The organism is Spiroplasma endosymbiont of Notiophilus biguttatus (assembly GCF_964030985.1).
Classification (GTDB): Bacteria; Bacillota_I; Bacilli_A; order Mycoplasmatales; family VBWQ01; genus Spiroplasma_E; species Spiroplasma_E ixodetis_A.
This window is the reverse complement of record NZ_OZ034993.1, coordinates 16,582-38,710: the sequence shown is the minus strand read 5'-3', so window position 1 is coordinate 38,710 and position 22,129 is coordinate 16,582. Positions and strand designations below refer to the sequence as shown.

Here is a 22,129-nt window from a genome sequence, read left to right as displayed (position 1 = left end):
AAAATTAATTTGATAAGGTAATCTATTTTTTCTTACCTTTTAAATATGGATCTGGATATGTAACATCTTCTTTTGTTAAAATTCCTGTTGCCAAAAGTGCTGCCGCAGTAACAAAGTTATAAGGCTTATTAAAGTGTGGTAAAAAATACATATCAATTAATGGAATTTCATCAATAGTAACATTTTTCAATATTGCTAGTGAAAACATTGCAATTGTTTCTGTATGATCATGAGTTGAACCAATTTCAGCTCCAACAATACGACGAGAACTCTTTTCTCATATAATTTTAATTTTTACTTCATGATTTTCACTCATAAAAGGTGGGAACACTGTATCTTGATAAAAATATGCTTCTACATTATTAGATCCTAAAATTGCTTTTGCAGAAACTTCTGATAAACCAGTAGCACATAGTTTTCAACCAAAAACAGCAATTGCATTTGTTCCTTGAACACCAGGAAAGGCGATTCTTGTTTTAGGATCTGTTTTTGCAACATTTAATCCAGCAATTAAACCACTACGTACAGCATTAGTTGCTAAGGCAATATTAACATTTTTATTTCAAGCATTTGAACGAATATTAATACAATCACCAATTGCATAAACATTAGGATCTGAAGTTTGAAAATATTCATTAACCTCAATTGCACCACGAGGATCTAAGTTAAGTTGAACTTTACCATTCTCATCTTTCAAGATAGCAGTATTTGGTAAGAAACCAACAGCCATAATTACTAAATCAGCTTTATATATTCCTTTATTAGTTTTTACTTCACTCACTTTATCATCTTTAATAATAAATTCTTGTAAAGTTTCTCCTAATTGTAATTTTACTCCTACTTTTTTCATATCTGCTTCAACATCGTTTGTAAATTCTTCATCATAATAACGAGGCATAATACGATTTTCAAAATCAATTAAAGTAACTTCTTTTTTATCTTTATAAAAAGCTTCTACTAATTCAATACCAATATAACCTGCACCAATTACTACTACTTTTTTTACTTCTGGTTTACTCAAATGAGAAATAATTTCTTGAGCATGTTGGTATAGTTTTGATAAATGAATGCCATTTGTTAATTTAACACCATTTAAAGTATCTTTAACAACTGCACCATCTTTATGAGCAATTAAACCAGGAATTTCTTTACCACCTGGATTTAAGATTGGTCATGAACCAATTCCTAATACTAACTTATCATAACTTTCAGTAAATACTTCATTAGTATCTAAATTTTTAATAGTAACAATTTTAGCTTTACTATCATATTTAATCATTTCATGTTTTTTTTTAATTTTAACACCTAATGCTCTTAACTTTTCAATTGTGGCATAAAATAATCCTTTTGGATCAGTAAATTCTTTACCAACTCAAAGCGCAATTCCACATCCTAAAAATGAAATATTATCATTACGATCATATGCTACTACTTCACTATTTGGATTAGACCTCATAATTGCCTTTAGTGCTGTTGTTCCGGCATGATTAACACCTATAACAACTATCTTTTGTTTTCTTTCCATGCTAAAATTCCTCTCTTACTTATTCCTTTTTTTCAATTTCTTTTTTGTAAGCACAAATACAAATATATATATTATTTTATCACTTTTTATTTAATAGTTACAACTCTTTCTTTCGGTAGTAAATCAATATATCACTCATTTTAAAAACTTACAATTGCAATTGGTCAACTTCCATCATGATAATAATTATCTTTATTACTTTCTTCTTTTCAATCACGACAAGTAACTCTACTACGACTTGATGATGACTTCTTAGTTAATTTATTAATTTCGTTTATCATATTTTTATCAAAATTTTTATATTCATTTTTTCACTAATTTTATAATTATTTTTTTCTTTAATGTCTTTAGTTGTCATACCTTTTTCTCCTTAAATCTTTAAATTATTTATTTTTAGTTAAAATTTGATAATTATTAAGTATTTTCACTTAATTTAAACATTATATATCAAAACAAAAAATCCTTAATATATTTTTTTATTTTTTAAATATTTTTTAATAAATTATATGTATCTTGACAAATCATTAATTCTTCATTTGTTCTAATTTTAAAAATAGGAACTTCTGATTGTTTATCACTAATTTCTAAGTAATCATTATACTTATCATTATTTTTATTAGTTGCTAATTTTAAAATAAACACTTTAATTTCCTCAATAACTAATTGACGAATAATTACAGAATTTTCACCAATACCTGCAGTAAATACTAATGCATCAATATTACTATCTAAATCATTAGCATATTGAACAATATAATTAGCAATTCTTTGAACAAACATTTTTATTGCTAATTGTGATTGTAAATGATACTTATGGTTTTTATCATCACTACTTGCAAGAACATCACGCAAATCAGAAGAATGTCCACTAATTCCTAATAAACCCGAACTTTTATTTAAATCATTAGTAATAGTTTCAATAGTTGCTTCTGCTTTAACATTACACATATAACCATGAATAGAAGGGTCAATGATACCACTTCTAGAACCCATAATTAAACCATCTAACGGTGTTAATCCCATGCTAGTATTAAAACTTTTACCATTTTTAATAGCACAAATACTAGCACCATTACCTAAATGACAAATAATGGCATTAATCTTATCTTTTGGTTTATTTAAAATATTAGTTAATTTATCTAAAATATAACGATAACTAGTACCATGAAATCCATATCTTCTTACTTCATATGTTTTATATCAATCATATGGAACTGAGTAAAGATATTTTTCTTCAGGAATAGTACTATGAAATGAAGTATCAAATACTGCCACATGTTTAGCATGTGGAACTAATTTTTGAAAAGATGATAATGCTTTTAAAGCTGGTGGATTATGTAATGGTGCTAAAGGAATACATGCTTTTATACCAGCAATGACTTTCTCATCAATAACAATTGAGTTATTAAATTTTTGACCACCGTGAACCATACGATGACCAATCCGTTTAATATCATCAAAATTATTAATGACCTTATACTCAATTAATGCATCAATAACTGTTTGCGCTCCTATAACATGATCAGCAATATCTTTCGTTACTTCATGTTTAATAAAGTTATCACCATTAGCAATTTCAATAATAAAATTACTATTTTTAATAGCTATCCTTTCAACTAAACCTTTACAAAGAATAGTAAAATGAGGTTGTTTACCATTATTAATAGCATTAAAAAGTTGAAATTTAATAGAACTACTTCCGGCATTAATAACTAAAATTTTATTTTGTTCTGACATATTTGTTTTATCTCCTTATTAATTCTTAATTAATGTTTGAATAGCAGTGATCAATGCTGTGTAATAAATGTCATCAATAGTAGCACCACGAGAAAGATCATTAACTGGCTGATTTAAACCTAAAACAATAGGACCAATAGCTTTATAATCAGCTAATCTTTGGGCAATTTTATAACCAATATTAGCAGCATCTAAAGTTGGAAAAATAAATGCATTACAATGATTTTTAATTGTTAATTCTGGGAATTTTTTATTTCGCACTTCTTGATCTCAAGCAGCATCAAATTGAATTGGTCCTGCTACTTGCACGTTCTTTAATTTTAATTGCTGAATAAAGTTAGTAGCATTACGTACTTTATCAACACTTTCACCACTACCACTAGTATTAGTAGAATAAGATAACATTGCTAATTTAATTGGATTAAATTCTAAAAGTTCGGCAAAATGAATTGTAGATTTTGCAATATCTGCTAATTGTTCAGCTGTTGGATTTAAATTAATTGAACCATCACTAAATAAAAATATTTCTTCATTTTTATTCATAATAAATGTACTTGAAACAGTTTTAGTACCTGCTTTTGGTCCAATAATTTGTAAAGCTGGACGTAAAATATCAGCAGTAGTAAAAGTAATACCACCAACAAAACCATTAACTTCTTTATTATTTAATAACATCATTCCAAAGTAATTACGACTTAATACCAATTTATTAGCTGATTCTAAAGTTAAACCCTTTGCTTTTCTTAATTCATATAATTGATTAGTAAAATTTGTTACTTGATTTTCTTCAATAACTAATGTTTTAATATTAGAATTTTTAATATTACTAGGAATTTCTTTATCATTATTAAATAATAAAACTGGTGTAATAAAATTTTTAACAGGTGAATTATCACTAATAATTTTTAAAGCTACTGCTTGTACTTTTTCATTATCTCCTTCTGGAAATAAAATTCTGATTGGTGTTTTGATTTTTTGTAAAATAGATAAAATAAAATCTAATAGTTTCATATTATCTTCTCTCCTTTAATTTGTTAATTTTGATTTCTAATAATAGTTGAAATTGCTTTATTTTGTACTGCTTTAATGATATTGTTTTCAACCTTAATATCAAATACCATAATTTTCAAGTTAGCTTCCATACACATTGTTGAAGCAGTTAAATCCATTACTTTTAATTGTTTATTAGTAATATCTTGATATGATAAATGTGAATAACGAATAGCATTTTTATTAATATTTGGATCTTTATCATAAACACCATCAACGCCATTTTTTGCCATTAATAATATATCAGCATTAATTTCAGTAGCACGAAGTGCTGCTGCAGTATCCGTTGTAAAGTATGGTGAACCAGTACCACCAGCAAAAATACAAACATAGCCTTTTTCAAAACTACTAATAGCTTTTTTGTAATAAAAAGGTTCAGCAACTTGATTAATCTCTAATGATGTTTGCACAATAACTTTTACGTTAAGTGCTTTTAACTTTGATTCAATTACCAAAGCATTCATAATAGTTGCTAACATTCCCATATAATCAGCATTAATTCTTTTTAAACCAATCTTTTCTCCTTGCTTAGCACCACGTCAAATATTACCACCACCAATTACTAAACCAACTTCTACTTTTGCCTTAACTAGTGTTTTAATTTGTTGACAAACATTATCAATACTTTCATTATTATATAATTCATTACTACCATCACCTAAAGCTTCACCACTAATTTTTAATAATATTCGTTTATATTTAAATTGTTCCATTTTTGATCATCCTCCTTAAATTTAATATTATAAAAAGCCACAGATTGCTTTGTGGCTTTTTATTTATTTATTATTATCACTAGATAATGAATTATTATTTGCGCTTTCAGCGACAATTTCTAATTCAACGTTAGCAATAACTTTTTGTGCTAAATGATCTTTAACAAAAAGTTGTGCTTGCGGAGTAATAATTGTTAAACGTTTTTTAATTTTTTTAATACCCTGTTCATAAACAATTTTTAAAACATTTTTCTTTTGTTCCAATGCAACAATTTTACTAGTATTAACGCTTTGTCCAAAGAAATAAATGTTATGTTCATCAACTGCGATACCAAAATCAAAACTAAAAATATATGCTAATCCTAACACGATAACTAAAAATATATACTCTACTATTAATAAACTTAAAAAAGCAGGATCAGATTTAATATATTCTGGTTCAAATGTTCAAACTTGCATCCCAATTGGAACAATTGATATAACTAAACCAATTACCCCAACTATTAATGTTGCTACTAATAATTTTAAATTTAAAAATTTAATAGTTGTTTTTGGTTTATTAAAACTATATCATCCTCAACCAAGAATAACTAATAATAATATAAACATTACTAATGCAATATAATATATAATTTGAAAATTCACTTTATTTACCTCCTAAATGTTTATTTGGTAGAACTATCAATTTTTTCACCTAATTGATAACGTATCATAGCTATAATTGTAGCATGATTTTTAGTTAAATACTCTTTAACCTTAATTGTATTATCTTTAATATAAAGTTGATCAACAATAGTTAATTCAGATAATACTTTTTCAAAACGGCCTTTTATAATATTTTCAAGAATATTATCAGGACGTTTTTTTGCTTTTAATTTTTCTTCTTCTTTTGTTTTTTCACTAATAATTGATAATTCTTTATCACGAACTGTTGCAGGTATGTGATCAATATCAATGTATTTAGCATCTGCTGATACTAATTGCATAGCAACATTATTTGGAATATCACTTTCCTTATCAACACCTTTGATAATAACTAAACCACTATATTTACCACCACCATGGACATATGAACCAAAAACTTCATCACTATTTTTACTTAAATATTGAAAACGATTTAAAACAATATTTTCACCTAATTTAGCGATAGCAAATCTTATCTCATCATTTAAACTTTCACTACTTCCATCAGCTTTTAACGTTAAAGCTTCTTCAATAGTTTTAGGTTGATGTTTTAAAATTGTTTCTAAAATCTTAGTAAATAAATCATTAAAATCTTCTAAATCAGCAACTTGTTCAGTTTGACAATTTAATTCACCAATAATTGCATTATTACCACTAATAACAACTTTAGTAACCCCTTCAGTAGCTTTATTAATACTTTTTTTCTCTGCTTTTGCTAAACCTTTAATTTTTAATAGAGAAAGTGCTGCTTCAAAAATATTATTTTTTTCCATCAAAGCTTCTTTACAATCAGTAATTGGTAAATCGGTTGTATCTCTTAATTTTTTCAATAATTTAACATCTACTTTAACTTCTGACATATAAACTATTCTCCTTTATTCTTTATTTTTTCAATTACATTTTCAGTTTTATTTTCATCAAGACTAGTAGTTTCTTCTACTACTATTTCTTTTTTAGAAATAACTGGTTTTACACTTTGTCCTTCATTAATAGCTTCAGCAATTTTCTTTGTAATTAAAGTAATTGATTTTGTAGCATCATCATTACCAGGAATAATATAATCAATATTATCCGGATTTGAATTACTATCACAAATTGCAATAATTTTGATACCAAGTTTAACTGCTTCTTCGACAGCAATTTTATTAGTAATAGTATCAGTAACAAAAATAGCCTCTGGTAATTTATACATATTTCTAATACCACCAAGATTACGTTCTAAACGTGCTTTTTCTTTAATTACTAGCATTTGTTCTTTTTTTGTTAAAAGTTTAATTTCTCCACTTTTTTCTTTATTTTCAATATCAATTAACTTTTTAATACTTGATTTAATAGTTTTAAAATTAGTTAAATTACCACCTAATCAACGTTCTGTTACATAAGGTGAATTACAACTAATTGCAAGTTCTTGCACAGCTTCTTTCGCTTGTTTTTTTGTACCTACAAATAAAACTTTACCACCATTTTCACTAGTTTCTTTAACAAAGTGACAAGCTTCATCTAATTTACGCATTGATTTTTGTAAATCAATAATATGAATACCATTTCTTTGACCAAAAATATATTTACGCATCTTTGGATCTCATCTTTTAGTTTGGTGACCAAACTGAACTCCTGCTTCAAGGAGTTGTTCACGTGTTACAACTGACATATTGTCTCCTTCTAATTTGTTTTTCTTCCATTTATTTCTAACATTGGCCACTTTTTAATTAAAAAGCACTAGGCAATGAATTCACAAATGTGTTGCTTATTTTCATTAAATTAAGCCTGTATATTGTAGCACATTTTTTATATTTTAAACAAATTATTTTTAAACTTAAAAATAGAATTGTATTTTAATAAACTTTATTATAAAAATATTTTTTCGTTTTCTTAAAAAATAATACCGATAAAAACACACAATATATTATAAAAATAAAAAGTAAATTACACATATAAAATACTAAAACTTAATATTAAGTTTTAGTATATTTAAAAGGGAAGCTGAAAGAAAAATGTTTACATCTAAAACACAAGAAAAACAACAACTTAAATATCATTTTCAAAATCAACAAAATAGATTAAAAAAAACTGTAATAGAAGAACAAACAATATGTGGAGTTACAGAATCATTTGTGAAACTTACTGACCAACAATTAAAAAAGCACAACTATGCTAATAGAAATGATGTAACTAATTTAGAAATAGATCAAAGATTAAGAAATAGATTTGCCATAGAAACAAAGACTAAAGGAACAACAAATGCTGGCATTTGTTCTAGTGATGTTTTATATGATAAAGAAATAAAAGCAAGTAAAAATAAAATAGCACAAAACATAAGAACTGTTTATTATGTTTCACCTTCTACACATTCAATGTGAAGCCCTAAAAAACAAGTTAGACAATGAAATGAAGAAATGAAAAATAAAAGTAATCAAGATGCTAGTTGTTCTCATTGAGATAGAAAGCAAAATAGTAATCCTTTTAGTTCTCCATTTAAATAAATTAACGGACTTCTCCCCACATGTACTTGTGGAGGGAACAATGAAACTGAATGAGTTCAACAATGCTTTTCAAACTGAACAGCAATGTCTTGCATATATAGCAAATTTGAAAGAAAACAAATGTATTAGGTGTTCTAGTTTTAATTTGAATAATTCTGATTTAAAAAAAATAAGATGTTTGAAATGTAATCAAACATTTAGTATTCTCACGGGTACCATATCTTCAAGGTCACAAACATCTTTAAGATCATGATTTTACCTCATCTTTAGATGAATAAACACCAAACATGGAATTCCGTCAACTGATGTTTCAAAAGAATTGGGAGTGACCTTAAAAACAGCATGGAGAATGGGTCATAAAATTAGAACACGTATTGCAAAACAAGAACCTCAATTTATTGTTGAAGGCACAGTGCAAATTGATGAAATGTGTCTTTCACATATGGCTTTTAAAAAACAAGGAAGATCCTTGAAAAATAAAACATTGATTGTTGGCATTTATAAAAAAACAACTAATAATTTAATTGTGAAAGTATTGAAAAATACAAAGAGTAAAAGTCTTTTGAATTTTGCAAGAAGCCACATTTCTTCAAAATGTCATGTATATACTGATGATTGAAAAGATTCTAAACAGGTTCTAAGATTAAAAAAGTGTTTTATTCTGGACTAACTAATTCAGCAACAGAACAAGTACTTTATGAACAACAAATGAAATTACCAGGAGCAATGATTAGTTTCGAATTAAAATGTGGATATGTTGGAGGAATCAAACTATTAAATAATTTAAAATTAATAATCGGACTTCTCCCCACATGTACTTGTGGAGGGAACAATGAAACTGAATGAGTTCAACAATGCTTTTCAAACTGAATAGCAATGTCTTGCATATATAGCAAATTTGAAAGAAAACAAATGTATTAGGTGTTCTAGTTTTAATTTGAATACTTCTGATTTAAAAAGAATAAGATGTTTGAAATGTAATCAAACATTTAGTATTGTCACCGGTACCATATTTTCAAGGTCACAAACATCTTTAAGATCATGATTTTACCTCATCTTTAGATGAATAAACACCAAACATGGAATTCCGTCAACTAATGTTTCAAAAAAATTGGGAGTGACCTTAAAAACAGCATGGAGAATGGGTCATAAAATTAGAACACGTATTGCAAAACAAGAACCTCAATTTATTGTTGAAGGCACAGTGCAAATTGATGAAATGTATCTTTCACATATGGCTTTTAAAAAACAAGGAAGATCCTTGAAAAATAAAACATTGATTGTTGGCATTTATAAAAAAACAACTAATAATTTAATTGTGAAAGTATTGAAAAATACAAAGAGTAAAAGTCTTTTGAATTTTGCAAGAAGCCACATTTCTTCAAAATGTTATGTATATACTGATGATTGAAAAGGATATTGCGATTTCAAATTGGTTTTCCCAAAACATAAAACAGTTAATCATCAAGATGGTTATGTTTCAAAAACTGGTGTAAATACCAATCAAATTGATTCAATTTGAAAACATATAAGAAGAACATTTAAAACACATATCAAAGTTGCAAAACATCATGTTTATTTATATGCCAAAGAAGCTGCATATAAATTCAACAAGATACCTAGTTTTGAAATTGTAATGCTGTGTTTAATTTAAAAATGTGGTGAGAAGTCCGTAGATACGCTTTTCTCAGCATTTATGTGATAAAATTAAAAAATAGTACATAAAGGGAGAAAAGCGTTAATAATTTTAGGAGTTTCTTTAGGTGGAGTTGTGTCATTGATTGAACATCCTGCTTCAATGACACATTCTACTTATAATGCACAAGAATTAGCAAATGCAAATATTTCAGAATGTCTTGTTCGTCTTTCAATTGGTATTGAATATGTTGAAGATTTGTGAAATGATTTGGAACAAGCACTAAAAATATTATAATTATTATTTATAAATGAAACAATTTATTAGCAATACGCAACCATCAATAACATGTTACCACTTAAACAAAAATCAGTATAACCATTTGGTAAAATAAATGAGTCACCTTTTTTAATACTAGTATCATCAATTATACCATTACCATCCAATACTGAGATTTGTAATCATCTAGTATTAGGATAACTATAATGTTTAATTCCCTCATTAACTAATTTAATTAACTTAAAAAACTTGTTATCAACTAAATAATTATCATGACCATTAGCTTCACTACTATTTAAATCAGGAGCTAAAACAATAGTTGATGCTTCTTTCAAATGCAAATTTCGTAAATTACCAAGTTCATCTTTACGATCATAATCATATAAACGATATGTAATATCTGATGATTGTTGTAATTCAAAAACCATAGTATGTGCCAATAAACCATGAATTTTTAGAGAAGAAACATAAATAAATTGATCTTTTTTAATTGGAATATATTTTAATAGTTTATGTCATTGTTCTTTTGCCAATCATTGATTAAACTGATCTTTGGTTTTAGCATTATGACCCAAAATAACTCTACCTTTGGGTAAACATTCTAATATATACCAACATTCAGTTTTTCCTAAACATTGATGATTTTTTTCTGCGAATTTATCATCAGGGTGAATTTGAACGCTTAAACTATCATTTGCGTCTAAAATTTTTGTTAACAACGGATATTCTTTATTAATCACACTACCTAAACTATCAAGATTAGCAAATAAACTAGGTTGCTGTTTAAACAATTCTGCTAAACTTAATCCCTTATACTCACCATTTAAAACATAACTCATCCCAATGGGATGAGCACTAACTAATCATGCTTCACCAATTGGTGTATTTTTAGGTAAATCAAAATCAAATTTATGTGCTAATTTTTGACTACCTCATAATTTGCGAATAAAAGCAGGTTTTAAAAAAATTATTTGTGATGTGCTATTATTCATATTCACTCTCCTAAACTTTGATTATTTGTTCAATTAAACTTTATTTTTACTATTTTTTGATTTAGATTTTTTACTATTAAATATTTTCATAATTCTTTCATTCATTAATTTAAAAACCTTAATATTACGTGATTGAATAATTAATAATCCACCATATACTAAACAAGTAACAATACTTCCAACAATAATGGCTAAAAAGAATAAAAGAATACTTATCCAAAGCACATAATTAACTGAACTAACTGCACCTAAGATAGCAACAATAGGGCCACCATGACCAGCAGCATCAGTTAATAAGAAAGCACCAGCAATACTACCAGCAACAGCACTACCAATAATATTACTAATAATAGCACGTTTTGGATCTCTTACTGCAAAAGGAATCGCACCTTCGGAAATACCAATACATCCCATTAACATTGCTGTTAAACCTAATGTACGTTCACTTTCATTAAAGAATTTACGAAAAATCAAAGTTGTTAAACCCATTCCAAGTGGTGCAACAGGAATAGCTGCAGCTACTGCTCCCATAAATAATTGTGAACTAGGATCAGCAGTTATCGTTGTTGAGGCTGCTAAAAAAGCAACTTTGTTAATTGGACCACCCATATCAAATCCAATCATGGCTCCTAGCAACATTCCAATTGCTGCCATTGCTTCACGTGGCATGTGAGTTAATCCATTTTGAAATTGTTCCATTATTCAACCAATTGGAGTTCCAATTGCATAAATAAAAGTGAAACTAATTAAAAATGTTACTACAATAGGAATAAAAAAAATTGGCATAATTGGAGCAATAGTCTTTGGTACTTTTCAAGTAATAATTCATTTTACTAAATATCCAACACTTGGACCAATTAATAATGCTCCTAAAAATCCAGCAGAAACCTTTGGTTCTAAACCGGCAATTGGATAAACTAATCCTGCTGTATTAGCAACATATGCACTTACCATTGCCGGAACCAAGGCAGCACGTCCTGCAATTGAATTAGCGATAAAACCAGCTAAAATTGGAATCATTAATGTAAAAGCAATACTTCCGGCTTGATTCATAAAATAAAGAAAATGATTATGTGGTAACTTGGAAATATCAAAGTCAGCACCATAAACCGCTTTAGCAATACCAATTGATAATGCTAACATAATTCCACCAAAAACAACAAATGGAACCATATAGCCAACACCAGCCATAATATGTTTCATAATTCCCTGTTTATCAGTAGTAAATAAATCATTTGATTTATTTACTTTTTCCACTTTTTGTCCCGATTCTGACTTGTTTATTTCATAAGGTTTTGCGTTAGCAAAAGCATCATTAACAATACTTTCGGGGTTCTTAATAACTTTGCTGATTTCTACTTTATATAATGGTTTATTATTAAAACGATCTAATTTTAAATCTGCAACACCGGCTGATACTGCAATAATAACTAAATCAGTATTGGCAATATCAGTTGCTGTAAAAGCACCTTTAATACCAATACTACCATGAGTTTCAACTTTAATATTATAGCCTAAATTTTTTGCAGCAATTTCTAATTTATCTTGTGCAATATAAGTATGTGCTACTCCAACTGGACAAGCAGTAATTGCTATAATATTTTTAGTTTTTTTTGAAAAACTTTTAATATCTTCACTAATAGTTTTACTACTAGTCTCAGCATTAGGTTTATTATCAATATTTAGTGATTCAATAATTACTTTTTTATCTTTTGAATTAAATAATATTGATTGAAATTCCTGTTTTGTTAATCTTTGCGCCACTTTTGATAAAATTTCCAAGTGCTCATTACCAGCACTTTTTAGTGGCACAATTAAAGCAATAATTGCTTTAACGGGTTGTTTATCTAGTGCTTTCCATGGAATTGGCTGTTTAAAACGCATAATAAAAATTCCTGATTTAACAATATCTTCATTACGAGCATGTGGCACAGCAACACCACCACCAAAACCAGTAGTTCCTTCTCCTTCTCTTTGTTGAAAACTATTAACTAGTGATTTTTCACTAATATTTTTTTTCAAAAAACCTAATTTTTTAGCAGAAGTTGCTATTTCTTGAAAAGCTTCTGCTTGTGTTTTACAATCAGATTCAAGAAAAACCTGTTCTACTCTCAAAATATCATCTTGTTTAGACAACATACTTCATCTCCTTACTTAATAAATATTCATGACATAATATTAAATTATTTTTTTAAAAAAAACAGTTTTTTTATTTAAAAAAATTAATTAAATTTTTTAATTACTTTATTAGTTTTAATTCTATTTTCTAAATATCAATCTTTATGTTTTGATTTTAATAAATAGGTTGTTACTAAATCATTAAAATAAGTAATAGCAAATAATGGAGAAATAAATATTTCTTGTGCTTCATAAAGTCCTGAAGAAACAATATTAAATGTTCAATCAGCATAAGTTACTAATTCGGTTTTATCTTGTGATGTAACAACTGCAATTTTAGCATTATTCCTTTTAGCAAGTTTAGCTGTTTCAACAATAGTAGCGGTTTTGCCTGATAATGAAAAAAGAATTATTACATCTTCTGGAATAATTAAAGAAGCATGCATTAAAATACTATCATCATCTTTATTTAAACAGATTGATCGTAAACCAAATCGATATAATTTATTTGATAAATCCTCCGCACCTAAACCAGAATGACCAATGCCTGCTAAATAAATACAAGCTTTACGATTATCATCTATTCAATTAATAAATCTTTGTAATTCTTCATAATTAATCGTTGAATCATTTAAATCCATCAGTTTTTTATAATGTTCTTTTAAAACACTACGATCACCAAAAAACTCACGATTTAAAGCTTTGAAAGTAGTTTCTTGCGCAGCTAAACTAATGATAAATTCACGATAACCTTTAAATCCCAACTTCTTAATTAAATTATAAACAACACTATAACCAACAGTATTTTCTTTAGCCAAAGAACTAATAGTAACTTGATCCATTTTTTGACTATTCTTATTAATATAGTTAATAAGAACTTTTTCTTTTTTTGTGAAATTATTTTCTTCCTTTGATACTCTAGATCAAAAATTATCATTGATAAGCATGTAAAAACTCCTTTTTAAACTAATGTAAAATATTTAAATATTATTATTTTTATTAATTATGTGATGAAAATGAATCATTAATATAATATGGTTGCAAATCTTCTATGTTTTTTACTTTGATAAAATATGGTGACAACTTTTGAAAATTTTCCACAATATTACACTTTTCTAAATTTTCAATTATTTTATAATCTAGTAAATCACTAATAATACCAATTTTAGCATTTTCATCTACTAATTGCGGCTGAATAATTATTTTTCCATTATCACATACTGCCAAATAACTTTTATTATTGTATGCTGACAAAACACTTATTGATTTTATTAATCCTGCCTGTAATAATAAACTATTAATAGTAAAAACCTTTAAAAAACTATTCAAAACTTTAAGTGTTTTGATAAAAGTAATTGCTACTCTAATTCCAGTATAACTGCCAGGACCATTTGCAATAACTACTTTTGAAATATCTTTTAATTTTATTTTACATTTTACAAGTAAATTAGTAATAGTTGGAATTGCCAATTCTGTTTGTTTTTGTCAAGCAATAAATGATGAACTTGCTAAAATTTTACTACCTTGCAAAATCACCACTGTTAATTTGTTATTTGTTGTATCTAAATATAATTGATACATAACATCACCTTATTATTTCATTTAGTTGCTATTAATAATTTTCTAATATCTTACATACTTATTATAATATCATGTATAATGTAATTAAAATAGAAAAATATAGAATTGTGAGTTGATCCATATGAGAATAGGAAAAAATATAGGATTTAAAAGTAAATTTTCTGATTTTTTACTTTGATCTGGACTAATTATTGCTATTATAGCTCTAATAATGCAATTTGCAATAGTTTTAATTGAGTATAAACCAATAACAGTTGGAACACCTAATCCTCATAATTTATGAACTTCAGATGGCCCATGAGTTGGTATTTGAACAATGATTTCTACCTTTACTATTCAATCAAATTTTTTGGTTTTTCTTTTCTTTTGTTTTGTATTAACAAATCGTTTTCATGACAATCGCGCACAGTTTGTTTTTGGGCGCTTTTCATTAGCCATTACTGTTTATATTACTGTAACTCTTATCGTATTTTTTGCTGTATTATTTAAACCAATGATAAATAATTTAGATAGTAGCAATAGTATTAGCATATTAAATTTTATAAATACATTTTTATTACATTTAATAGTACCAGTGATAGTGATTTTATATTTTATGTTTTCTGCTGGTAAATACTACTGAAAACTTGGAAAACAAACATATCTTTGAATACCAATTATTTCTATTTACATGTTTGTATATTTAGGTTATGCACTTGCTAAAGGAAATTTTGTTGGTTTTTTGAGAAAAGGAACAACAGAAATTGATTATTCATTTCCATATCCATTTTTAGATTTTCATAAAAGTTTAACTACTTTCTTTATTTATATCTTTGCAATTTTAATCTTGTACATAATTTTGATGTTACTTTTTACTTTTTATAATAATATTCTTTATAAGAAAAATAATAAACCAATAGCAGCCTTAAGAGATACAAATTTTAAATGTAAATAATATTGAAAAATAATTGTAGGGAGGAATATATATTTGTGAAAAGTAAAAATTTGAAATTGTATTATTTTTTAAATATTATTTTGTTATTTTTTCCCTCCTTTTTCTTAATATATTTTATTTTAAAATTATATAAAAAGTCCTTGTATAGCATATATAGTATACAAGGACTTAAAGTCAAATATAAAATTAAAACCGGCATTACCTAAATATTTTCTAAACATTTATAACTGCCATTTTTATTGTAACTTACTAAAAAGAAAAAACAAGTAATAATATTTTTTACACTTATCATTTTATATTTTTATATAATATATTGTATTTTTAAGTAAATTATGATTATTAATTTTATAAAAGTGATAAATTTTATTTTAAATATTTCTTTTTACGAATAATAACACCAACTATTGGAATTATAGTTAAAAAACTAATAATGAAGACACAAATGATAATAACATTTCAATTATTAACTAACGTTTTAGTTATTAATGGTATATTAACATCTCAGGGACAATCTGAATTATTACTTTGTAAATAATTAACATAATTTTGTTTAGTAATATCACCTTGATATTGAATAAATCATGATAAAAACTCACCAGCATTATTTTTTAAATCTTCAATTTTAATACTATTATTAGTAGCACTAGTTAAATATTGTTCAAAACCTGCTAATAAATTATTAGTTTTTTCAAAAAAATCAGTACAATTTGGAAAATTAGGTATTTTTGTATTACTTCTATAAACAGTAATATATTGTTCAGAAGCAACTTGACGTTGCAAGTCAGATGTATCTAAACCTATACAATAAACTTGAAAATTACTTCCTTGATTAAGAGTTAAATTATCACCATCTTTAATAGGTGTTCCCGAATCATTTTTTGCTTTTTGTAAAGTTTGTGAATCAACTTTTCATTTTAATCAATGTTGTTGTGAATTACTAATATTTACTTTAGCTTTCTCAATAACTTTATTCATAACTATTAATGTATTTTTATTATCTTGTGAATTATTTTGAACTAAATATTGAGGTGCAATTACAGGATTTTCTTTAATTTTTTCATCACTAATAGTACTAAATTGAATATTTGAACTATTATTTGTTAACTTAATAGTTTTACTATAGCCACTACCTTTAACACTAATATTAAAAATAGTTGGTTTTAAAACATCACTTGGTTTATGATTTAATATTGCATAACTAATTGAACCATTATCAAAAACTTCATCATTTTTATCATTTATTAATAATTGTTCATTCTTATCATTTTTATTTTTTGCTAAAATAGCTAACATTGGTTGATTAGTATCATTAGGATTACCATTATTAAGTGGCAAAATTGCTAATCGATCTTGAACACTTTTATGACTATTTAAAAAATCATCACTTGGCTTAATCATATAAGGAATACTAAAATAATTATTAAAATCTGCCCTAGGATTTACCGTTGCAAAAATACCATTGTTAATCTGTGCTGGTAAACTATTATCATGGTAACCAACATAAACATAACCAAAACTAGCAATATCATTAAAACTTTGTTTAGCAATACTACGACCAATAACTTCATCAGTAAAATATTTAATACCATTATCTGGTAAAATATTATTAGTTTTGTCTTCAATTTGATCCTTAAATTTCTTATTAACATCTTTAGTAAAATTATCATCATTTGGATTATTATTAACTTTATTAATAAGGTCTGATCAATCATTAAATTGTTCTGTTATTACTTCTTTTTGCAATCTAATAAAATCTTCATAATTATTATTAATTGAATTTCAAGTATTAGCTTCACTAATTAAATTTTTATTATTTTCCTTAACAGTAATATGAAACCCAGAAAGTTTGTTACTCTCATTAACAGTATTAATATTAGATTGATGATTAGTAACTATCATTAAACTACTAGTAAGAGATAATGCCAAAGCCAAACTTATTGTTTTAAAACTAAAAGATAAGAAATTTGTCATTATGATTACTCCTTTTTTTACCTATTATTTGTGTTTATAATTATAATATTAAATTAAGCATATTTAATGAAATACTTAAAATCTTAGTTTTAATAAAATAAAACTAAGGATATATAATCAATTATTAAACTTTTTGTTAAATCAACATATATAATTTTAATACTTATATAATTACTTATATATTCATTAAAATTATAAGGATAAAAATTATATCCTTAACATTAATAATAAACTTTATTACCAAAAAATCAAGATTAAATAATTAATAAGTTAATTTTTTTTTAACTTATTAAGTGTTTTAAATAATCAGTTAGTAAATATTAATAGTGATAAGGAAAAACTTGATATACTAAATAAATAAGTAGCATATTCAATCATAATAAAAAATTAAATTTAATTCTAGTATAAATAGGAGAAAAAATATGAATTGAAAAAATAGTAGTGAATACCGATTAAAAAAAAGAAATCTTATTAAATTTATTTGACGTCTATTTGGTCTACTTATTATTTCTTTATTCTTAATTTTTGATTTAATAATTACTATTAATTATCCCAATGCTTTCATTGTTCCTAATATTGATAAACCAACTGAAAGATTAGCAATTTATTATTTTTATTTTACAACCCAAACTAATTATTTAGTACTCATTTATTTATTTGCTTTTTTATTTGAAAGCAAATTTAAAGAAAATTCAAAACCAAGTTTTTATATTTTATTAAGTATTACTATTTATATTACAATTACAATGTTAGTATTTTGAATAGGTATCATTAGTAATAGCCAAGAAAGAAGTAAATATGGAACTGATATTTATTTATGATTTAAAACAATAATTCTAAATCTAATTATGCCAATTGTTATGATTTTAAATTTTGTTTTATCATGTGGACGTGATTTTTATTCACTAAAAAATCATCATAAACTTTATATGTGATTTATTTTATTTTATCCTTGTTTTTATGTAGTAATGATAATGGTTCGTGGTGTAGTACGTGTTAAACAAGGAGAAAATATCAATACTTGTTATCCTTACTTTTTTTTCAACTACCAAAAATATGGTGTAGGAGTATTAGTTACTGCTATTATTTTTCTGTTAATTATTAGTATTGGTTTACAATACCTTTATTTATGAATTAATAACATACAATATAAAAAAAAGCATGATGATGATAAACCAAATTTTCCAATAATTACTTATCCTTATGGTTTTAAATTATAAAAAAAATAAAATAAGGCTTTTAATTTCTAAAGCCTTATTTATACAATTTATTAAATATTAACACAAACAAAAAAATTTGGCATCGTGCTATTTTCCCATTGCTGGTATTTTCGCCGCTGGAGTGCTTAACTGCTGTGTTCGAGATGGGAACAGGTGTGACCACTCCGCCATGGACACCAAATAGTTTAGTAATTGCTCCCTAAAAACTAGAAACAGACATCTTTAATTTGATTACTTTTGATTTGCAATAGAGAATATATTCTTCAATAAATCCTCGATCTATTAGTATCAGTAAGCTGAACATATCACTATGCTTACACACCTGACCTATCAACCTTGTAGTATTCAAGGGATCTTACTTCTTTCGAATGAGAAATCTCATCTTGGAACTGACTTCGCGCTTAGATGCTTTCAGCGCTTATTCATGCCCTACATAGCTACCCAGCTGTGCCACTGGCGTGACAACTGGTGCACCAGAGGTAGGTCCATTCCGGTCCTCTCGTACTAGGAACAGCTTTCCTCAAATTTCTTGCGCCCACGACAGATAGGGACCAAACTGTCTCACGACGTTCTGAACCCAGCTCGCGTACCGCTTTAATGGGCGAACAGCCCAACCCTTGGAAGCGACTACACCTCCAGGATGCGATGAGCCGACATCGAGGTGCCAAACCTCCCCGTCTATATGAACTATTGGGAGAGATTAGCCTGTTATCCCCGGGGTAACTTTTATCCGTTGATCGACGGCCTTTCCACACAGCACCGCCGGATCACTAAGCCCAACTTTCGTTCCTGCTCGACTTGTATGTCTCGCAGTCAAGCACCCTTTTACCTTTGCGCTCTACATATGATTTCCATTCATATTGAGGGTACCTTTGGGCGCCTCCGTTACTTTTTAGGAGGCGACCGCCCCAGTCAAACTACCCACCAGACACTGTCCTTAGACCAGATTATGGTCTCAAGTTAGAATTTCAATATAGCAAGGGTGGTATCCCAATGATGACTCCATGCCTACTAGCGTCTGCATATCAACGTCTCCCACCTATGCTGTACAAACTACACCAAAATTCAATATCAAGTTGTAGTAAAGCTCCACGGGGTCTTTCCGTCTAATCGCGGGTAACCTGCATCTTCACAGGTACTAAGATTTCACCGAGTCTATAGCCGAGACAGCGTCCGGATCGTTACGCCTTTCGTGCGGGTCAGAACTTACCTGACAAGGAATTTCGCTACCTTAGGACCGTTATAGTTACGGCCGCCGTTCACTGGGGCTTCAGTTCAAAGCTTTGCTTACGCTAACAAATCTCTTTAACCTTCCAGCACTGGGCAGGCGTCACCCCCTATACATCGTCTTACGACTTAGCAGAGAGCTGTGTTTTTGCTAAACAGTCGCCCGGACCTCTTCACTGCGACTCATATTGCTATGAGCTCCCCTTCTCGCTAACTTACGGGGTTATTTTGCAGAGTTCCTTAGCTATAGTTATCTCGCTTGCCTTAGGATATTCTCCTTGACCACGTGTGTCCGTTCTCGGTACAGGCACCATGGTGATGTCTTTAGAAACTTTTCTTGGAAGTATGGCATCAAATGCTTCGTTACTAAGCGAACTGTTCACTCCCCATCGTACTTCAAGGTTAACGCTGTGCGGATTTGCCTACACAACCCTCTTTGTACTTAGCCCAGCACTACCAACCACTGGGACATTTTAGCCTTCTCCGTCATTCCATCAGTCACCATGGTGGTACAGGAATATCAACCTATTATCCATCGACTACGCCTTTCGGCCTCGCCTTAGGTCCTGACTAACCCTGGGTGGACGAACCTAGCCCAGGAAACCTTGGTCAATCGGCATGAAGGATTCTCACCTTCAATCGTTACTCACGCCGGCATTCTCACTTCTAAACGCTCCACTAGTCCTTCCGGTCTAACTTCGTCGCAGATTAGAACGCTCCCCTACCGCCCACAATATATGTAAACATATATAGACCCATAGCTTCGGTACAATGCTTAGCCCCGGTACATTTTCCGCGCAGAATCATTTGACTAGTGAGCTGTTACGCACTCTTTAAAGGATGGCTGCTTCTAAGCCAACCTCCTAGCTGTCTGAACAATTCCACATCGTTTTCCACTTAGCATTGATTTGGGGACCTTAGCTGATGATCTGGGCTGTTTCCCTCACGTCCATGGACCTTATCACCCATAGACTGACTGCCAGATATGTAACAATGGCATTCGCAGTTTAATTGCATTCAGTACCCCGAGGTGGGGCCATCATACATTCAGAGCTTTACCTCCATTGCACTAATTCTGACGCTAGTCCTAAAACTATATCGGGGAGAACCAGCTATCTCCAGGTTCGATTGGAATTTCACCGCTAGCCACAAGTCATCCACGGTCTTTTCAACGAACGTTGGTTCGGTCCTCCATTAACTGTTACATTAACTTCAACCTGCTCATGGCTAGATCACCTGGTTTCGGGTCTACGACCACATACTAAACGCCCTATTCAGGCTCGCTTTCACTTCGGCTCCGTTTTTTCAACTTAACCTTGCATGTAATCGTAACTCGCCGGCTCATTCTACAAAAGGCACGCCGTCACCCATTAACGGGCTCCGACTTGTTGTAAGCATATGGTTTCAGAAACTATTTCACTCCCCTCTCGGGGTACTTTTCACCTTTCCCTCACGGTACTGGTTCACTATCGGTAATTGGTTAGTATTTAGCCTTACGCAGTGGTCTGCGTAAATTCCGACAAGGTTCCACGTGCCTCGCCGTACTCAGGATACTGTCAAGAGATTTATACATTTCGCATACTGGGCTTTCACCATCTATGGCGTTGCTTCCCAACAACTTCTGCTATATATAAATTTTGTAACTCTTCATAGGTCGAACCTAATAGACAGTCCTATAACCCCAGTCTGACGACTGGTTTAGGCTGCTCCCTTTTCGCTCGCCGCTACTAAGGGAATCGCATTCGCTTTCTTTTCCTCTAGGTACTAAGATGTTTCAATTCTCTAGGTATCACTCTGCACAACTATGAATTCATTGTACAGTACTATCTGATTAAAGATAGTGGGTTTCCCCATTCGGACATCTCCGGATCAAAGCTTATTTCCAGCTCCCCGAAGCTTATCGCAGGTAATCGCGTCCTTCATCGTCTTCCAATTCCAAGGCATCCACCATACGCTCTTAATAATTTATTTTTAGAATA

Annotated in this window: 19 protein-coding genes and 2 rRNA genes; 6 read left to right on the top strand and 15 right to left on the bottom strand. The window is 28.6% G+C overall.

Annotation, left to right across the window (positions count from 1 at the left end; all coding sequences use genetic code 4):
* Positions 1 to 22: 22 nt before the first annotated feature.
* The 8 genes from AAHM85_RS00220 to rpsB form a co-directional block, all read right to left on the bottom strand.
* Positions 23 to 1,525, bottom strand: a complete 1,503-nt coding sequence (locus AAHM85_RS00220; protein WP_342260518.1) for an FAD-dependent oxidoreductase — start codon at positions 1,523 to 1,525, stop codon at positions 23 to 25.
* A 140-nt stretch (positions 1,526 to 1,665) separates the two neighbouring features.
* Positions 1,666 to 1,806 carry a hypothetical protein gene (locus AAHM85_RS00215; RefSeq protein ID WP_342260517.1) on the bottom strand — a complete coding sequence of 47 codons (141 nt, stop codon included), beginning with the start codon at positions 1,804 to 1,806 and terminating at the stop codon, positions 1,666 to 1,668.
* A gap of 202 nt (positions 1,807 to 2,008) precedes the next feature.
* Positions 2,009 to 3,262 carry an acetate kinase gene (locus AAHM85_RS00210; RefSeq protein ID WP_342260516.1) on the bottom strand — a complete coding sequence of 418 codons (1,254 nt, stop codon included), beginning with the start codon at positions 3,260 to 3,262 and terminating at the stop codon, positions 2,009 to 2,011.
* Positions 3,263 to 3,280: 18 nt separating this feature from the next.
* The gene (pta, locus tag AAHM85_RS00205; RefSeq protein ID WP_342260515.1) at positions 3,281 to 4,273 is read right to left on the bottom strand and encodes a phosphate acetyltransferase; all 993 of its coding nucleotides are present in this window, start codon (positions 4,271 to 4,273) and stop codon (positions 3,281 to 3,283) included.
* A 23-nt stretch (positions 4,274 to 4,296) separates the two neighbouring features.
* Positions 4,297 to 5,025: a UMP kinase gene (gene pyrH, locus AAHM85_RS00200; protein WP_342260514.1), complete on the bottom strand. Its 729-nt coding sequence runs from the start codon at positions 5,023 to 5,025 to the stop codon at positions 4,297 to 4,299.
* Between the two features lie 63 nt (positions 5,026 to 5,088).
* Positions 5,089 to 5,670, bottom strand: a complete 582-nt coding sequence (locus AAHM85_RS00195) for a hypothetical protein (RefSeq protein WP_342260513.1) — start codon at positions 5,668 to 5,670, stop codon at positions 5,089 to 5,091.
* A 20-nt stretch (positions 5,671 to 5,690) separates the two neighbouring features.
* Positions 5,691 to 6,569, bottom strand: coding sequence for a translation elongation factor Ts (tsf, locus tag AAHM85_RS00190; protein WP_342260512.1), 879 nt, complete (start codon positions 6,567 to 6,569; stop codon positions 5,691 to 5,693).
* A 5-nt stretch (positions 6,570 to 6,574) separates the two neighbouring features.
* On the bottom strand, positions 6,575 to 7,360 hold the full coding sequence (gene rpsB / locus AAHM85_RS00185; protein ID WP_342260511.1) for a 30S ribosomal protein S2: 786 nt from the start codon (positions 7,358 to 7,360) through the stop codon (positions 6,575 to 6,577).
* A gap of 343 nt (positions 7,361 to 7,703) precedes the next feature.
* Between rpsB and AAHM85_RS00180 the strand changes: the two genes are divergently transcribed.
* From AAHM85_RS00180 to AAHM85_RS00165, 4 genes are all read left to right on the top strand, one after another.
* Positions 7,704 to 8,192: a hypothetical protein gene (locus tag AAHM85_RS00180; protein ID WP_342260510.1), complete on the top strand. Its 489-nt coding sequence runs from the start codon at positions 7,704 to 7,706 to the stop codon at positions 8,190 to 8,192.
* Positions 8,193 to 8,220: 28 nt separating this feature from the next.
* On the top strand, positions 8,221 to 8,862 hold the full coding sequence (locus tag AAHM85_RS00175) for an IS1595 family transposase (RefSeq protein WP_342260509.1): 642 nt from the start codon (positions 8,221 to 8,223) through the stop codon (positions 8,860 to 8,862).
* 228 nt (positions 8,863 to 9,090) lie between these two features.
* Positions 9,091 to 9,846, top strand: a complete 756-nt coding sequence (locus tag AAHM85_RS00170) for an IS1595 family transposase (protein WP_342260508.1) — start codon at positions 9,091 to 9,093, stop codon at positions 9,844 to 9,846.
* Between the two features lie 60 nt (positions 9,847 to 9,906).
* Complete coding sequence (locus AAHM85_RS00165) at positions 9,907 to 10,125, top strand: PLP-dependent transferase (protein ID WP_342261676.1); 219 nt, start codon at positions 9,907 to 9,909, stop codon at positions 10,123 to 10,125.
* A 26-nt stretch (positions 10,126 to 10,151) separates the two neighbouring features.
* Here the strand turns inward: AAHM85_RS00165 and AAHM85_RS00160 are convergent, their stop codons facing one another.
* The 4 genes from AAHM85_RS00160 to tsaB form a co-directional block, all read right to left on the bottom strand.
* On the bottom strand, positions 10,152 to 11,099 hold the full coding sequence (locus tag AAHM85_RS00160; protein ID WP_342260507.1) for a type I phosphomannose isomerase catalytic subunit: 948 nt from the start codon (positions 11,097 to 11,099) through the stop codon (positions 10,152 to 10,154).
* Positions 11,100 to 11,132: 33 nt separating this feature from the next.
* The gene (locus tag AAHM85_RS00155; RefSeq protein WP_342260506.1) at positions 11,133 to 13,238 is read right to left on the bottom strand and encodes a fructose-specific PTS transporter subunit EIIC; all 2,106 of its coding nucleotides are present in this window, start codon (positions 13,236 to 13,238) and stop codon (positions 11,133 to 11,135) included.
* Between the two features lie 83 nt (positions 13,239 to 13,321).
* Positions 13,322 to 14,164 (bottom strand): MurR/RpiR family transcriptional regulator, encoded by an 843-nt coding sequence (locus AAHM85_RS00150; protein WP_342260505.1) that lies wholly within the window; start codon positions 14,162 to 14,164, stop codon positions 13,322 to 13,324.
* A gap of 52 nt (positions 14,165 to 14,216) precedes the next feature.
* A complete protein-coding gene (gene tsaB, locus AAHM85_RS00145; protein WP_342260504.1) occupies positions 14,217 to 14,798 on the bottom strand; it encodes a tRNA (adenosine(37)-N6)-threonylcarbamoyltransferase complex dimerization subunit type 1 TsaB in 582 nt (193 codons plus the stop codon).
* Positions 14,799 to 14,919: 121 nt separating this feature from the next.
* On the opposite strand from tsaB, the gene AAHM85_RS00140 reads away from it, so the two are divergent.
* On the top strand, positions 14,920 to 15,732 hold the full coding sequence (locus AAHM85_RS00140; protein ID WP_342260503.1) for a hypothetical protein: 813 nt from the start codon (positions 14,920 to 14,922) through the stop codon (positions 15,730 to 15,732).
* Between the two features lie 363 nt (positions 15,733 to 16,095).
* Here AAHM85_RS00140 and AAHM85_RS00135 read toward each other — a convergent pair whose 3' ends face one another.
* Positions 16,096 to 17,703, bottom strand: coding sequence for a hypothetical protein (locus AAHM85_RS00135; protein WP_342260502.1), 1,608 nt, complete (start codon positions 17,701 to 17,703; stop codon positions 16,096 to 16,098).
* Positions 17,704 to 18,125: 422 nt separating this feature from the next.
* Here AAHM85_RS00135 and AAHM85_RS00130 point away from each other — a divergent pair, with 422 nt between their 5' ends.
* Positions 18,126 to 18,923, top strand: coding sequence for a Pr6Pr family membrane protein (locus AAHM85_RS00130; protein WP_342260501.1), 798 nt, complete (start codon positions 18,126 to 18,128; stop codon positions 18,921 to 18,923).
* A gap of 74 nt (positions 18,924 to 18,997) precedes the next feature.
* Here AAHM85_RS00130 and rrf read toward each other — a convergent pair.
* Positions 18,998 to 19,104: ribosomal RNA gene (gene rrf / locus AAHM85_RS00125) — 5S ribosomal RNA — on the bottom strand.
* An 81-nt stretch (positions 19,105 to 19,185) separates the two neighbouring features.
* Positions 19,186 to 22,121 (bottom strand): 23S ribosomal RNA (locus tag AAHM85_RS00120).
* Between the last annotated feature and the right edge of the window lie 8 nt (positions 22,122 to 22,129).